Source organism: Nocardia puris, assembly GCF_036051655.1.
Lineage (GTDB): Bacteria > Actinomycetota > Actinomycetes > Mycobacteriales > Mycobacteriaceae > Nocardia > Nocardia puris.
The window spans coordinates 5,659,043-5,673,060 of record NZ_CP107943.1 but is presented as its reverse complement, the minus strand read 5'-3'; the positions used below and the strand labels follow the sequence as shown (position 1 = coordinate 5,673,060).

Below are 14,018 nucleotides of genomic sequence, written 5' to 3'. Positions count from 1 at the left end.
CGTCTCCGCACCGAGTTTTGTGAATAGTAGGGGCACTCGACACGAAAGTTGGTGTGGGCGTTGCTCAAACGGGTGCCGGATACCCGGCGGCGCATCGCGGCGATCGCGATGACCGTGGTTCTCTCGATTCTCGTCGTGTCCGTGATCATCGCGGCGCGCCCCTCCGAACGTCTCGCCGTGACCGGGCTGCCCGCCGGCGACGTCGGCGCCGCCGCGCTCGCGGACATGGCCGTGCGCGTCGACGCGGGCGGGCACGATCCGGCCGACGTGCGGTTGACGCTGGACGGCACGCCCGTCTCGGGCACGGTGGACGGCGACGGGATCGTGGTCCGGCCCGGCGAACTGTCCGATGGCGCACACGAACTCGCCGCCGAGATCCCCGGCGGCCTCTTCGGCGGTGGACCGTCCGCGCGGGTCTCGTTCACGGTGGACACCACGCCGCCGACGGTCGAACTGGCCCAGCAGGCACCGGTGCGCTCGTACCGGGAACCGGTGACGGTGCGGGGTTCCGCCCTTGGCGCGCAGCGTGTTTCGATCGGCGGCGTGACAGTCGAGCCCGGCCCGGACGGCGCGTTCGAGATCGCGCTGTCGCGCGCACCGAGCGGGACGGAACTCGTCGCGGTGGATGCGGCGGGCAACACCACCCGGCTGCCCCTGCGCGGACTGGTCGAGGTACCGCGGATCAGGGCCGTGCACGTGACCGCGCACGCCTGGTCGCACGAGGGTCTGCGCGAGAGCGTGCTCGAACTGGCCCGCGCCGGGAAGATCGACACCGTCCAGCTCGACATCAAGGACGAGGACGGCGTGGTCGGCTACGACTCCCAGGTGCCGCTGGCGCGCGAATCCGGTGCCGCCGAGGGCATTTACGACGCCCGCGCGGCGCTGCGGGTGCTCCACGACATGGGGCTGCGGGTGATCGGCCGGATCGTGGTGTTCCGCGATCCGACGCTGGCCGAATGGGCGTGGCGCACCGGGCGCCAGGACTGGGTGGTCCAGAACCCTTCCGGGCAACCGTATTCCAGCGGGTACGGGCCGATCGCGTTCACCAACATGGCTCGGCCCGAAGTGCGTGGCTACAACGTCGATCTCGCGGTGGAGGCGGCCACGCTCGGGTTCGACGAGATCATGTACGACTATATCCGCAGGCCCGACGGCCGCCTGTCGTCCATGGCGTTTCCCGGACTCACCACCGAACCGTCGGCGGCGATCGTGGATTTCCTGCGCGAGAGCCGCACACCGGTGAACGACGCGGGCGCGTTCCTCAGCGCGGCCGTCTACGGCATCGCCGTCACCCGCCCGCACGAGATCGCCCAGGACATCCCGGCGATGGCGGCGCACCTGGACTATGTCGCGCCGATGATCTATCCGTCGCACTGGAATCCGGGCGAGTACGGCGTGGCCTCCCCCAACGCCCAGCCGTATGACATCGTGCTGCATTCCCTACGGGACTTCCGGGCGAAGACCGAGGGCACGGGCGCGAAAGTCGTTCCGTGGCTACAAGATTTCAGCCTCGGTGTGCACTACGGTCCCGCCGAGGTGCGCGCCCAGATCGACGCGACCGCGGCGGCGGGGATCGACAGCTGGATTCTGTGGAGTCCGGTGGTGCGCTACAACCTGTGAACTCAGCGGGGTTCGACGCGGGCGACGGCGCGCGGTTCGCCGTCCACGGTGAGCCACGCGTCGAGCGTGGACCCCTCGCGCCGCGCGCGGAGGCGCACGTCGTCGCCGGGCCGCAACGGCTTGGCGTATTCGACGACGACGCGGTGCGAGGCCGCGAGCAGGTCGGGGTGCCGGGCCAGGAGTTCCTCCAGGGCGCCGAGGTAGACGGCGTTATTGACGTGATCCAGGATGTCGATGTCGGCCACGCGCAGCGGGAAGGTCAGCTCCTCGACGCCCGGCGCGTCCTCGGCCGGCGGCGCGGCGGGTAGGGCGGCCTTCCAGCGGAGGCGGTGTTCGGTGGTGGCGGCCAGCATCGGCGCCATGAAGGCGTCGCTCATGCGGGCGGGCGCTCCGCTCTCCATGCCGAAATGGATGAGGAAGCCCTCGGTTTCGATGAGACCGCCGGCGCTGCCGCTGATCCGCACGCGCATGTTGCACCAGCGCGAGGAGAGCGCCGAGCACCAGCGCTCCAGTTCGACGCGTTCGCCCCACACCACCGGCTTGAGCACGTCGATCACGGTGCGGCGCACCACCCAGCCGCGGTGGTTCTCGCCGTCGGGCACAGCGTCGAGATGGTCGAAGCCGATGTCCTGGAGGTAGCGGGCCACCGCGTCGAGGCGCAGCCGACGCTCCCGGTCGGTGTCGGCCATCCGCACCGGCCATCCGGTGCGGAACGGGGTGCCTTCGAGCGGGCCTTCCGGCAAGGCGCTGGGAATCACCATGACGGCGATCATGCCAGCCCGCGGCCGATCAGGCCGGACGCGGCTCCGGGAGCGCGCACGCCAGGCCGTCGGCGATGCCGGTGGGGCGCACGCCGAGCGCCTGGTTGAGCCGGGCGCGCTGGTTCTCCCACGCGATCGTGGCGGCCAGTTCGGCGACCTGGGTCTTGGTCAGATATTTCAGCAGCTCTTCGCGTCGCTCGGCGAGATCCTCGCCGACCGCGGGGGTGGCGGTGGCGGCCTCCGCGAACGCGAGCACGGCCTTCTCGACCTCGCTGTAGGCGTCGCTGGTGCGGTAGCGGGGCAGATCGGCGAGCTGATGCTCGGTGAGCCCGCCGTAGAGGGCCAGCGCCGAGCCGATATCGAGGCAGAATTCGCAGCTCACCATGCCCGCGACCTTGAGTTCGGCCAGTTCCTTGAGATTCGGCTCGAGCCGGTTGGAGAACAGCAGCGCGGTCTCGTGCGTCACGGTGCTCGCGAGCACCAGCGGCCTGCGCCCCAGCCACCCGAACAAGTCCGATCGATTCTTCCGCGCCCGCCGCAGCGCCTTGCCGTAGGTCCGAATCCGCTTCACAGCCCGCATGATCACCCTCCCTGACGTCGTCGTCGGCTTTATGCTACGCCTCACAACGACCCCCTGTAGTAGAGAAACGTCACAGCGGCGAGGACACCACGGACACACACCGCTACAGCAACTCGCTCGCGAGGGTGGTCGGCGACACCGCCCCCGGTCGGGGTGTTGGAGACGCTGACCGGTTCGTCGTTCGGCGCGCAGATCGAAAGCGCAGCCGTCCTTCGATCCGGTCGGCTGACTTCCGGAGATCGGCACACCGCGGTCGCCTCGCTCGGGCGGCGTCGCGCGCACCGAAGGCGGCACCGCCGAGGACGCGCTGGCGCGATTGCGGGATGCCACCGCGCACGGCCCCGCGCTGTGGGCCCGGTCGACATGAGCCTGCTGACCTACCGGCCCGGTCGCCCCGCACCGATCGGCGCGGACCACTACGTCGTGGTGCTCGAAGCCGGGCCGCGCACGGTCCTGCTCCACGACCCGCAGGGGCACCCGTTCGCCACGATCCCGGCCGAGGATTTCCTGACGGCGTGGCGCGCCGACGACATCGCCTACTCCCCGCCCCTTTCGTCCTGCGCACCGCGTTCGAGCGCGTCCGCGACGTGCCGATCGACGCCGCGCTGACCGACACGCTGCCGCGCGCGGTGGACCACCTGGCCACGTCGGCGGATTCGGCGGACCACATCGCCGAGCTGGTCGAATCCGGCTTGTCCGAGGACGCCCGAGACCTCTTGGGGGCGTTCGGCATTCGTGTCGGCGCGCGCCGCCTCGCGGACGCGTCGACCAGCCTGGCCCGCCTCGGACTCGAGCGCGCCGCCGCTGTCGCGCTGGCTCAGGCCCGCATCGTGGGCGGTCTCCAGCATCCCCTGGCGCGAGGCGACGACGCGACCCTGGCGCGCGAAATCCGCCGCCTGGGCCCCGGTTACGCGCGACTGCGCGAAGCGCTGGTCCGCGACCTCTGAACGGGCCCGGCGCAACCGGCTGGGTGCGGCATCAACACCGCTCGACGCCCCGGGACGCACCCCGCAGGTCGTTGCGCGACCCCGGACCGCCCCGGCGATCGACCTCTCCGATCGGGCCGCCGACCGCGACGCCTTGCTTCGATGAACGAGAACGGGCCGGATCGGTCTACTCCGATCCGGCCCGCACCGATCCCGTTCTACTTCTTGCGATCCCGCTTCTCGCGCACGCGCACGGAGATGCGCACCGGCGATCCGTCGAAGCCGAACTCCTCGCGGAGGCGGCGTTCGAGGAAGCGGCGGTAGCCCGCCTCGAGGAAGCCCGTCGTGAAAAGGACGAACGTCGGGGGGCGGGTGGAGGCCTGAGTGGCGAACAGGACCCGGGGCAGGCGGCCGCCGCGCATCGGGGGCGGGGTGGCGGCGATGACCTCCTTGAGCCAGTTGTTCAGCCGGCCCGTGGGGATGCGCTTGTCCCACGACTCGAGCGCGGTCTCCATGGCGGGCACCAGCTTCTGCACGGCGCGCCCGGTGTGGGCGGAGATGTTCACCCGCTGCGCCCACGGCACCCGCACCAGATCCCGGTCGACCTCCTTCTCCAACTGGTACCGGCGATCCTCGTCGACCAGGTCCCATTTGTTGAACGCCAGCACCAGCGCGCGACCGGAATCGGCCACCAGGCTGATGACGCGCAGATCCTGTTCGGTGATCGGCTGGGAGGCGTCGATCAGCATGATCGCCACCTCCGACGCCTCCAGCGCCGATTTCGTGCGCAGCGAGGCATAGAACTCGGTGCCGCTGGCGTTGGACACCTTGCGGCGCAGGCCCGCGGTGTCCACGAACTTCCACACCTTGCCGCCGAGCTCCACGAGCGAGTCCACCGGATCCACTGTGGTGCCCGCGACATCGTGCACGACCGACCGCTCGTCGCCCGAAAGCTTGTTGAGCAGACTGGATTTGCCGACGTTCGGCTTGCCGACCAGCGCGACGCGGCGCGGTCCGGCGCCGCCGGTGTCCATGCGCGGGGTCTCCGGCAGCGCCGCGAGCACGTCGTCGAGCAGATCACCGGTGCCGCGGCCGTGCGCGGCGCTCACCATGCGCGGCTCGCCCAGGCCCAGCGACCACAGCGTCGCCGCCTCGGACTCCACGCGCGGATCGTCGACCTTGTTGGCGACCAGGATCACCGGAATCTTGGAGCGGCGCAACAACTTCACCGCCGCCTCGTCGGTCGCGGTGGCGCCGACCGTCGCGTCCACCACCAGCAGGATCGCGTCGGCGGTGCGCATGGCCAGCTCGGCCTGGCGCGCGACGTGCTGCTGCAATCCCTTGGCGTCGGGCTCCCAGCCGCCGGTGTCCTGCACCAGGAATCGGCGTCCGGACCAGTTCGCCTCGTAGGAGACCCGGTCGCGGGTGACGCCGGGGATGTCCTCCACCACGGCTTCCCGACGGCCCAGGATGCGGTTCACCAGCGTGGACTTGCCCACGTTCGGGCGGCCGACCACGGCGAGCGTCGGCATGGCGAGCACTTCCTCACCCTCGTGCTCACCCTCGAAATCGACGATCTCCCAGTCGGATTCGTCGCTCCACACGCCGTCGCCGGCGAGTACGTCCTCGCTCACTTGACCCTTCCCGTCGTCGAGATCTGCTGCGCGACAACGCGGTACAGCTCGTCGATGACCTCGTCCATGCCCAGCTCGCTGGTGTCGACCAGCACCGCGTCCGCGGCGGGACGCAGCGGCGAGACCGCGCGGGTGGAATCGAGGGTGTCGCGGCGCTGGACGTCGGCGAGCACGGCCGCGTAGTCGTCACCGCGGCCTTCGGAGATGTTCTGCTGATTGCGCCGCTGGGCGCGCGCCTGCGCCGAGGCGGTCAGGTAGATCTTGGCGTCGGCGGTCGGCAGCACCACGGTGCCGATGTCGCGGCCCTCCACCACGATCCGGCCGGCCGAGGCGGTCAGCTCCCGCTGGCGCGCCACGAGCAGTTCGCGGACCTCGGCGACCGCCGACACGGCCGACACGGCCTTGGTGACGGCGTCGCCGCGGATCTCGGCGGACACGTCCTCCCCGTCGAGTTCGATGACCTCGCGCCCGGGATCGGTGCCGATGGTCAGCGGCAGCTCACGCACGGCGGCCGAGATCGCCTCGGGATCGGTCAGGTCCACGCCCGCGCGCAGCACGCGCAGGGTCGCGACCCGGTACATGGCGCCGGTGTCGAGGTAGCGCGCGCCCAGGCGCGTCGCCAGGTGGCGCGAGACACTGGACTTGCCGGTGCCCGACGGCCCGTCCATGGCGACGACCAGCGGCCCGTCGCCCGACAGCGCCGCGGGCACCTCGACCGGAATCTCCACACCGTTCACAACGACACCGCCTCGTAGAGTTTGCCGATTTCGTCGCGGCCGAGCACGCGCAGCGTGCCGGGCCGCTGATCGCCCAGGGCCACCGGGCCGATATGGGTGCGCACCAGCCGGATCACCGGGTGGCCGACCTCGGCCAGCAGCCTGCGCACGATGTGCTTGCGGCCCTCGTGCAGCACGATCTTCACCAGCGAGCGGCCCTCGCCCAGGTCGAGCACCTGGAAGCGGTCCACCTTCGCCGGACCGTCGTCGAGCTCCACGCCGTCGCGCAGCTGCTTGCCGATGAACTTGTTGTTGACCTCGCCGTTGACGGTGGCGAGGTAGGTCTTGGACACCTCGAAGGAGGGGTGCATGAGCCGGTGCGCGAGGTCGCCGTCGTTGGTGAGCAGCAGCAGGCCCTCGGTGTCGGCGTCCAGACGCCCCACGTGGAACAGGCGCTGACCGGCGGCGATCCGCTCGGCGACGATATCGCCGACGCAGGGGCGGCCCAGATCGTCGGACATGGTGGACTGCCAGCCCTTCGGCTTGTTCAGCGCCACGTGCACCAGTTCCTCGCGCACCACGACGCGGGTGCCGTCCACGCGCACCACGGCGGTCGCGGGGTCGATGCGCAGGCCCTGTTCGCGCACGATCGACCCGTCGACCTCCACGCGGCCCTGCGCGATCAGTTCCTCGGCGGCGCGGCGCGAGGCCACACCGGCCTTGGCCAGCACCTTCTGCAACCGCTCGCCCTCGCCCCAGGGGAGCTTCTTGGGGCCGTCGGTCGTGACCGGCTCCACGTGCTGGCGGCGCGCCGGTTTGGCGTTGCTCAGTACGGGCGTGACGGGCGTCTGGCGCTGCGGACGGGGGTTCTTCGCCTTGCGGGCGGTGGGCACCGGGGTCGTGCCGCGCGACGGCTGGACCCGGGCGGGCCTGCCGCGTTCGGGCTGGTCACCGCGGCGGGGCTGGTCACGGCGGGTGGCGCCACCCTGGCCGCGCCGGGGTTCGTCCTCCCAGGCGCCGCGGGCTTGGCCGCCACGCTGGGCGCCGCGGCCGCCGCGGACTCCCGCGGTGCGGTGGGCGACGCCCCTGGTGTGGGGTGCGCCGTGTTTCCTACGATCCGGTGTGCCATCTCGGCGAGCGGGCGTATTCATATGTCCTTGTCAATCCTCGGAGCCGAGGTCCAGGTCGGACTCGGCGGGTTTCCTCAGCCTGGTGTACCGGGGATCGGTCTCCAGGCTCTCGTTGATCTCATCGATCAGGTCGACGCCCGGGAGCAGGGGCGCCAGCGGTGGCAGATCGGACAGTGACGCGAGCCCGATCCGTTCCAGGAACAGTTCGGTCGTGCGGTACAACGTGCCGTTCGTCTCCGGGTCGACCCCGGCCTCGGCGATCAGGCCGCGGGCGAGCAGTGTGCGCATCACACCGTCGACGTTCACGCCGCGGACGGCGCTCACCCTGGTCCTGGTCACCGGTTGGCGGTAGGCCACCACCGCCAATGTCTCCAACGCCGCCCTGGTCAGTTTCGTCCTGGCGCCGTCGAGCAGCACACGCTCCACATAGGGCGCGTACTCGGTCCGAGTATAGAAGCGCCACCCGTCGCCGACGAAACGCAGGTCGATGCCGCTGCGGCGCGCGGTGAGCTCGGCCGACAGCGTGCGCAGCACCTCCGCCACCCGCTCGGTGGTGTCGTCCAGCGCCGCCGCCAGTTGCTCTACCGGGGCGGGAGCGTCCACCACGAGCAACATCGCCTCGAGCGCGGAGCGGAACTCGTCGTCGTCGAGGGTGGCGGGCGGCTCGGTCGCGGCGGTGCCGGATGTGTCCACCGACACGCCGGGGGGCGGGGGTGTCTCGTTCGCGGTGTCCGGATCTGCCCCGGGGTCCGCCGGCGCGGGATCGTCCGTGTCGCCCGGTGTCGCGGTCTCCTCGGCGGGTGTCGGGTTCGCGGGCCGGTCGCCCGACTCCGCGCGCGTTTCCGGCGAGTCGCCGGTGTCCTCGGGCGAGTCGGCGGACACGTGGCCGAGCTCGGCGGACGCTCCGCCCGGGTCTGCACCGGACTCCCGGGTGTCGTCGCTGTCGTCGGTGGGGTTCGGTGGTTCCGTCACCCGTAGTCCTCCTCGATGGTCACCGGCTGGGCGGCGGTCCCGTCCCCGGGGTCGCCGATCCAGCTGATGGCGAGCGGCCCGAGCGGGTCGGGCTGGTCGAATTCGATGGTCTTGCCGCGGTAGAGCTCGAGCAGCGCCAAGAAGCGCGCGACGATCTGCACCGGCACCTCGCAGTCGGCGACCACCTCCGCGAACGTGGTCCAGCCGCCGGGCCCCTTGGCCTTGAGCAGCTCCAGCACCAGCGCCGCTTGTTCGGCGACGGAGATGGCGTGCGCGTGCAGGTGGTCCAGCCCGACGGTCGGGGTGGGCCGCGGGCGGAACGCGGCGGCGGCGATCTCGGCGAACGCGGCCGCGTCGACGCCGAGCGTCACCTCCGGCAGCAGACCCGCGAAACGCTCCTCGAGACCCACCGCGCGCGGGTAGCGCCGCAGCGCGACGGCTTCGAGCTCACCGAGCAGCTCGGCGACCTGCTTGAACGCCCGGTACTGCAACAGCCGCGCGAACAGCAGGTCGCGTGCCTCCAGCAGTTCCAGATCGTCGGGGTCGGTGACCTCACCGGAGGGCAGCAGCCGCGCGGCCTTCAGGTCGAGCAAGGTGGCGGCCACGACGAGGAATTCGGTGGTCTGGTCCAGGATCTTGTCCGCGCGCAACCCGCTCTGTTCGTTCATGCTCGCGGTGAGCGCCTTGGTGTAGGCGATGAACTCGTCGGTGACCTGATGCAGCGCGACCTCGGTGACGTCGAGTTTGCGCGAGCTGATCAGGGTGAGCAGCAGATCGAACGGACCCTCGAAATTGCTGAGCTTGAGCCGGAATCCGGCCTCCGACTGTTCCCGCGTGGCGGAATCCCCGGGCGCCGTGGCGGAATCCGGGCCGTCGGGCGTGAGCGTGGTCTCTGGCGCGGGGTGGTCGGTCCCGCTCACCGGCCGGACCGGTGGATGACTTCCCGTGCCATCGCCCGATACGCTTCCGCGCCACCGGATTTCGGCGCCCAAGTGGTGATCGGTTCACCGGCGACGCTGGCGTCGGGGAACCGGACGGTCCGCGCGATGGCGGTGTCGTACACCAGGTCGCCGAATACTTCGACGACGCGCGCCATCACCTGGCGCGAATGCAGGAGCCGGGCATCGAACATGGTGACCACGATGCCGTACAGGCTCAGCCGCGGGTTCAGCCGGTCGCGCACCTTCTCCACGGTGTCGTTGAGCAGGGCCAGGCCGCGCAGCGAGAAGTACTCGCATTCCATCGGGATGATCACGCCGTCGGAGCAGGCCAGCGCGTTGACGGTGAGCAGGCCCAGCGAGGGCTGGCAGTCGATGAGGATGTAGTCGTAGCGGTCGCGCACCGGTTCCAGCGCGCGCCCGAGGGTCTGTTCGCGCCCGACCTCGTTGACGAGCTGGATCTCCGCCGCCGACAGGTCGATATTGCTGGGCAGCAGGTCCATGTTCTCGACCTTGGTGCGCATCAGCACGTCGTCGATCGAGGTGCGCCCGCCGACCAGCAGGTTGTGCACGGTCTGGTCGAGGTCGTGGTGGGCCACGCCGAGGCCGGCCGACAGCGCGCCCTGCGGGTCCAGATCGACCAGCAGCACCCGCCTGCCGTATTCGGCGAGCGCGGCGCCCAGGTTGATGGTGGACGTGGTCTTGCCGACGCCGCCCTTCTGGTTGCACATGGCGACGATCAGCGCGTCACCGTGTTCGGCGACCGGCGGCGGGTCGGGGACCAGGCGCAACGGCCGTCCGGTCGGTCCCAGTTCGGTGTTGTCGGGTAGGGGTTCGCCGCCCTCGCCCCACAGCGTCTCCGCCGCGGCGTCCGAGAACGGTCCCTGTCCGGGGCCCGAAAGCGGCTGCGCCCCAGCACCCATCGGCGGCTCCGCCGCTCCGGCTGTCGTCACGATCCGCTGCTCCTTATACGTGTGCGCCCGTTGCCTCGCCGAGCCTAGGCGAGGCCGATCAGGCCCGACCTCGCTTTCGTACGGTCCAGCACTCGATTAGACGCTACCGCCTCGCGGCACGAGACCGGTGTTCGGACACGCGACGGCGAGTTCGCGCCCCGTTCCGGCGTCGGACCGCGTCCCTCGCCGGCACCGGACGCCGACTCGGCCGTGGAGCCCTTCCGCCCCGTCCCATCTCGCCTCGCGGCGCGATCCGCCCGAGTCGCCGGAAGTACTCGAACCGGCCACAATGCCCGGTGCGCGCGGTGCGGAACTCCTCGCGCGCGGCGGTGGATACCTCGGGGTTGGCCGTCGCGAGCGGTGTTTCGGGGTCGTCGACCGAGCGATCGCCGGCTGCTGCGCGCGGATGGGCGTCGATCCCGGCGAGCGACGAACTCGCTAGTGCGCGCGCGGATGGGCCGTCGCCCACACCTCGCGCAGCGTGTTCACCGTGACCAGCGTGTAGATCTGCGTGGTAGTCACCGACGCGTGCCCCAGCAGTTCCTGCACCACACGCACGTCCGCGCCCCCGTCCAGCAGGTGGGTGGCGAACGAGTGCCGCAGCGTGTGCGGCGACACGGTCGCGGTGATGCCCGCGCGTTCGGCCGCGTCCTGCAACACCTGCCACGCGCTCTGGCGCGACAGCCTGCCGCCGCGATTGTTGAGGAACAGCGCGCCACCGGTGGCCTTCCCGCTCGCGGCCAGCACCGGCCTGCCACGCACGAGGTAGGCGTCCACGGCGGCCATGGCCGGGCGTCCGATGGGGACCATGCGCTGTTTACCGCCCTTGCCGCGCAACACGACCGCGCGGTCCTCGGCGTCGATGTCGTCCACGTCGAGCCCGACCACCTCGGAGATGCGCGCGCCCGTCGAGTACAGCAGTTCCAGCAGCGCGCGGTCCCGCAAGCCGCGCGGTCCCCCGTCGGTCGCCGCCGTGGCGTCGTCTGCGACCGGTCCACCGCCCGCGGCTTCCAGCACCCGCAACACCTGGTCGTAGGGCAGCGCCTTGGGCAATCGGCGACCGGGCGCGGGCGGTTTCACGGCGTGCGCGACGTCGGTGGCGGTGATGCCCTCGGCGGCGGCGAAGCGGTGCAGGCCGCGCACCGCGATCAGCGCTCGCGCGACCGAACTCGCCGCCAGCGGCGGATGGTCGGGACCGCCCGCGCGCAGCGCGACCATGAACTCGGCGACGTCGGTCTCGCGGACGCCGTCGAGCCCCGCCACCCCGCGACCGGTCAGGAAATCCCGATACCGGTGCAGGTCGCGGCGGTAGGCGCCGAGGGTGTTGCGCGCCGCGCCGCGCTCGACCGCGAGATGGTCGAGGTAGGCGTCGATCTCGCGCGCCAGCACCCGCGGCCCGCCGTCAGTCCCCGGACCGCTGCCGCGCCTGGCGTTCCAGCAGCGCGGTGGGCTGGCCCGGCCAGGGCGCGTCGGCCGGGCGCAGCGGCTGGTCACCGGCCCGCGCGGCGGCCAGCGCCAGCACTCCGGCCACCGCCGTCGCGTTGACGATGCGGCCTTCCAGCGCCGCCCGCACCGCCTCGGCGACGGGCATCCGGACCAGCCGGATATCGGCTTCCTCGTGTTCGGGTTCGGGTCGCTCGGTCTGGCTCAACCCGCTCGCGAGGTAGACGCGCAGCGCCTCGTCGGTGAATCCCGGCGAGAGCGCCACGTCCACCAGCACCGACCACTCCCGCGCGGCCAGTCCCGTCTCCTCGGCCAGTTCCCGCTTGGCCGCCTCGAGCGGGTCCTCGCCCTGCACGTCCAGCAGGCCCGCGGGCAGTTCCAGCAGCCGCGTGCCCAGCGGATGCCGGTACTGGTCGATGAGCACCACCTCGCCCGCCTCGTCGAGCGCGACGATCGCGACCGCGCCGTGGTGCTCGATCACCTCGCGTTCGGCGATCCGCCCACCGGGCATCGCCACCTTGTCCAGCCGCAGCGCGAGGATGGCCCCGCTGTACACGACGCGGCTGCCGACCGTCTCGAACTCGTGCCGTCCCCCGTCGGTGCTCATCTACGCGTCCTGCTCCGCGCCCGCCAGTTCCTCGCCGGGAATGTCGACCGGAAGTCGTTCGGCCAGCTTGTATTTCAGCGCCGCCGAGATCAGCGCCGCGAACAGCGGGTGCGGGCGGGTGGGCCGGGACTTGAGTTCCGGATGGGCCTGCGTGGCGACGAAGAACGGGTGCACGTCGGCGGGCAGCTCCACGAACTCGACCAGGTGGCCGTCCGGGGAGACGCCGCTGAACCGCAGACCGCTGCCCGCGATCTTGTCGCGGTAGGCGTTATTGACCTCGTAGCGGTGCCGGTGCCGCTCGGACACCTGCTCCTCGCCGTAGGCCTGCGCGACGACCGAGCCCTTGGTGAGCACAGCCGGGTACGCGCCCAGGCGCATGGTGCCGCCGAGGTCGGCCTCACCGGCCACGGCCTGTTCCTGGTCGGCCATGGTCGAGATGACCGGGTGCGGGGTGTCGGGCTCGAACTCGGCCGAATTGGCCTCGGTGAGGCCGACCGAGCGCGCCGCCTCGATCACCACGCACTGCAATCCGAGGCACAGCCCGAGCAGCGGGATCTTGCGGGTCCGCGCGTACCGGATGGCGCCGACCTTGCCTTCGATGCCGCGGATGCCGAAGCCGCCGGGGATGAGCACCGCGTCCACGTCGCGCAGCGCGGCCGCCGCGCCCGCCTCGGTCTCGCACTCGTCCGAGGGCACCCAGCGGATCTGCACCTTCGCCCGCGAGGCGAACCCGCCCGCGCGCAGCGCCTCGGTGACCGACAGGTACGCGTCGGGCAGGTCGACGTACTTGCCGACGAGCGCGACCTCGACCACCTCGCGCGGCGAGTGCACGCGGTCGAGCAGATCGCCCCACACGGTCCAGTCCACGTCGCGGAACGGCAGGCCGAGGCGGCGCACCACATAGGCGTCGAGCCCTTCGCGGTGCAGCACCTTCGGGATGTCGTAGATGGAGGGCGCGTCGGGGGTGGAGATGCAGGCGTCCACCTCGACGTCGCACATGAGCGCGATCTTGCTCTTGAGGCCCTGGGGCACCTCGCGGTCGCAGCGCAGGATCAGCGCGTCGGGCTGGATGCCGATATTGCGCAGCGCGGCCACCGAGTGCTGGGTGGGCTTGGTCTTGAGCTCGCCCGAGGGCGCCAGGTACGGCACCAGCGAGACGTGCAGGAAGAAGACGTTGTCGCGGCCCACGTCGTGGCGGATCTGGCGGGCCGCCTCGAGGAACGGCTGCGATTCGATGTCGCCGACAGTGCCGCCGATCTCGGTGATCACCACGTCGGGTTCCTGGCCCTGCAGGTCGGGGCCGCGCATGGCGAGGATGCGGTTCTTGATCTCGTCGGTGATGTGCGGGATCACCTGGACGGTGTCGCCCAGGTACTCGCCGCGCCGTTCCTTGGCGATGACCGACGAATAGATTTGCCCCGTGGTCACATTCGCGTCCCGGGAGAGGTCGCGGTCGAGGAACCGCTCGTAGTGGCCGACGTCGAGATCGGTCTCGGCGCCGTCCTCGGTCACGAACACCTCACCGTGCTGGAACGGGTTCATGGTGCCCGGATCGACATTCAAGTACGGGTCGAGCTTCTGCATGGTGACGCGCAGACCCCGCGCCGTCAGCAGCTGACCGAGGCTGGAAGCGGTCAGTCCCTTGCCCAATGAGGAGGCGACACCACCGCTCACGAAGATATGTTTCGTATCGGTTCGCGCCTGAATCCGTGTTTGACCCACGGGTCTTCACGGTAAC

The 14,018-nt window shown here is 71.1% G+C and carries 14 protein-coding genes; 3 read left to right on the top strand and 11 right to left on the bottom strand.

The genetic code is table 11. The features are described from left to right. The first annotated feature begins 108 nt into the window (after nt 1-108). A complete protein-coding gene (locus tag OHB21_RS26125; RefSeq protein ID WP_067511495.1) occupies nt 109-1,620 on the top strand; it encodes a putative glycoside hydrolase in 1,512 nt (503 codons plus the stop codon). Nucleotides 1,621-1,622: 2 nt separating this feature from the next. On the opposite strand, the gene OHB21_RS26120 is transcribed toward OHB21_RS26125, so the two are convergent. After that, nucleotides 1,623-2,381, bottom strand: coding sequence for an acyl-[acyl-carrier-protein] thioesterase (locus OHB21_RS26120; protein ID WP_067511494.1), 759 nt, complete (start codon nt 2,379-2,381; stop codon nt 1,623-1,625). A 28-nt stretch (nt 2,382-2,409) separates the two neighbouring features. Beyond that, nucleotides 2,410-2,961: a carboxymuconolactone decarboxylase family protein gene (locus OHB21_RS26115; protein WP_195126306.1), complete on the bottom strand. Its 552-nt coding sequence runs from the start codon at nt 2,959-2,961 to the stop codon at nt 2,410-2,412. A gap of 363 nt (nt 2,962-3,324) precedes the next feature. Between OHB21_RS26115 and OHB21_RS26110 the strand changes: the two genes are divergently transcribed. Both OHB21_RS26110 and OHB21_RS26105 read left to right on the top strand, forming a co-directional pair. Next, nucleotides 3,325-3,570, top strand: coding sequence for a hypothetical protein (locus OHB21_RS26110; protein ID WP_198161814.1), 246 nt, complete (start codon nt 3,325-3,327; stop codon nt 3,568-3,570). Continuing rightward, nucleotides 3,549-3,908 carry a hypothetical protein gene (locus tag OHB21_RS26105; RefSeq protein WP_198161815.1) on the top strand — a complete coding sequence of 120 codons (360 nt, stop codon included), beginning with the start codon at nt 3,549-3,551 and terminating at the stop codon, nt 3,906-3,908. The genes OHB21_RS26110 and OHB21_RS26105 overlap by 22 nt, the downstream gene beginning before the upstream one ends. 197 nt (nt 3,909-4,105) lie before the next feature. Here OHB21_RS26105 and der read toward each other — a convergent pair whose 3' ends face one another. The 9 genes from der to OHB21_RS26060 all read right to left on the bottom strand — a co-directional run bounded on the left by der (nt 4,106) and on the right by OHB21_RS26060 (nt 14,002). Next, nucleotides 4,106-5,521, bottom strand: coding sequence for a ribosome biogenesis GTPase Der (gene der / locus OHB21_RS26100; RefSeq protein WP_067511479.1), 1,416 nt, complete (start codon nt 5,519-5,521; stop codon nt 4,106-4,108). Then, complete coding sequence (gene cmk, locus OHB21_RS26095; RefSeq protein WP_195126314.1) at nt 5,518-6,189, bottom strand: (d)CMP kinase; 672 nt, start codon at nt 6,187-6,189, stop codon at nt 5,518-5,520. The genes der and cmk overlap by 4 nt, the downstream gene beginning before the upstream one ends. A gap of 65 nt (nt 6,190-6,254) precedes the next feature. Continuing rightward, the gene (locus OHB21_RS26090; RefSeq protein ID WP_195126307.1) at nt 6,255-7,388 is read right to left on the bottom strand and encodes a pseudouridine synthase; all 1,134 of its coding nucleotides are present in this window, start codon (nt 7,386-7,388) and stop codon (nt 6,255-6,257) included. A 9-nt stretch (nt 7,389-7,397) separates the two neighbouring features. Further along, nucleotides 7,398-8,066: an SMC-Scp complex subunit ScpB gene (gene scpB / locus OHB21_RS26085; RefSeq protein ID WP_067511498.1), complete on the bottom strand. Its 669-nt coding sequence runs from the start codon at nt 8,064-8,066 to the stop codon at nt 7,398-7,400. A gap of 269 nt (nt 8,067-8,335) precedes the next feature. Next, a complete protein-coding gene (locus OHB21_RS26080) occupies nt 8,336-9,259 on the bottom strand; it encodes a segregation and condensation protein A (RefSeq protein WP_324192277.1) in 924 nt (307 codons plus the stop codon). Then, entirely contained in the window at nt 9,256-10,200 is a 945-nt protein-coding gene (locus OHB21_RS26075; RefSeq protein WP_067511482.1) for a ParA family protein, read from the bottom strand. Before OHB21_RS26075 ends, OHB21_RS26080 begins: the two co-directional genes overlap by 4 nt. Before the next feature lie 468 nt (nt 10,201-10,668). Then, complete coding sequence (xerD, locus tag OHB21_RS26070; protein ID WP_195126308.1) at nt 10,669-11,619, bottom strand: site-specific tyrosine recombinase XerD; 951 nt, start codon at nt 11,617-11,619, stop codon at nt 10,669-10,671. A 13-nt stretch (nt 11,620-11,632) separates the two neighbouring features. Then, nucleotides 11,633-12,280, bottom strand: coding sequence for an NUDIX domain-containing protein (locus OHB21_RS26065; protein ID WP_113975381.1), 648 nt, complete (start codon nt 12,278-12,280; stop codon nt 11,633-11,635). Further along, entirely contained in the window at nt 12,281-14,002 is a 1,722-nt protein-coding gene (locus OHB21_RS26060; protein WP_067511500.1) for a CTP synthase, read from the bottom strand. Between the last annotated feature and the right edge of the window lie 16 nt (nt 14,003-14,018).

Bases quoted from the DNA above. Each gene is read 5' to 3' on its own strand.
- OHB21_RS26075 (WP_067511482.1), bottom strand. From the start codon at position 10,200: ATGGGTGCTGGGGCGCAGCCGCTTTCGGGCCCCGGACAGGGACCGTTC.
- cmk (WP_195126314.1), bottom strand. From the start codon at position 6,189: ATGGACGGGCCGTCGGGCACCGGCAAGTCCAGTGTCTCGCGCCACCTG.
- OHB21_RS26120 (WP_067511494.1), bottom strand. From the start codon at position 2,381: ATGGTGATTCCCAGCGCCTTGCCGGAAGGCCCGCTCGAAGGCACCCCG.
- OHB21_RS26115 (WP_195126306.1), bottom strand. From the start codon at position 2,961: ATGCGGGCTGTGAAGCGGATTCGGACCTACGGCAAGGCGCTGCGGCGG.
- OHB21_RS26125 (WP_067511495.1), top strand. From the start codon at position 109: ATGACCGTGGTTCTCTCGATTCTCGTCGTGTCCGTGATCATCGCGGCG.
- OHB21_RS26090 (WP_195126307.1), bottom strand. From the start codon at position 7,388: ATGAATACGCCCGCTCGCCGAGATGGCACACCGGATCGTAGGAAACAC.
- OHB21_RS26065 (WP_113975381.1), bottom strand. From the start codon at position 12,280: ATGAGCACCGACGGGGGACGGCACGAGTTCGAGACGGTCGGCAGCCGC.
- OHB21_RS26110 (WP_198161814.1), top strand. From the start codon at position 3,325: ATGAGCCTGCTGACCTACCGGCCCGGTCGCCCCGCACCGATCGGCGCG.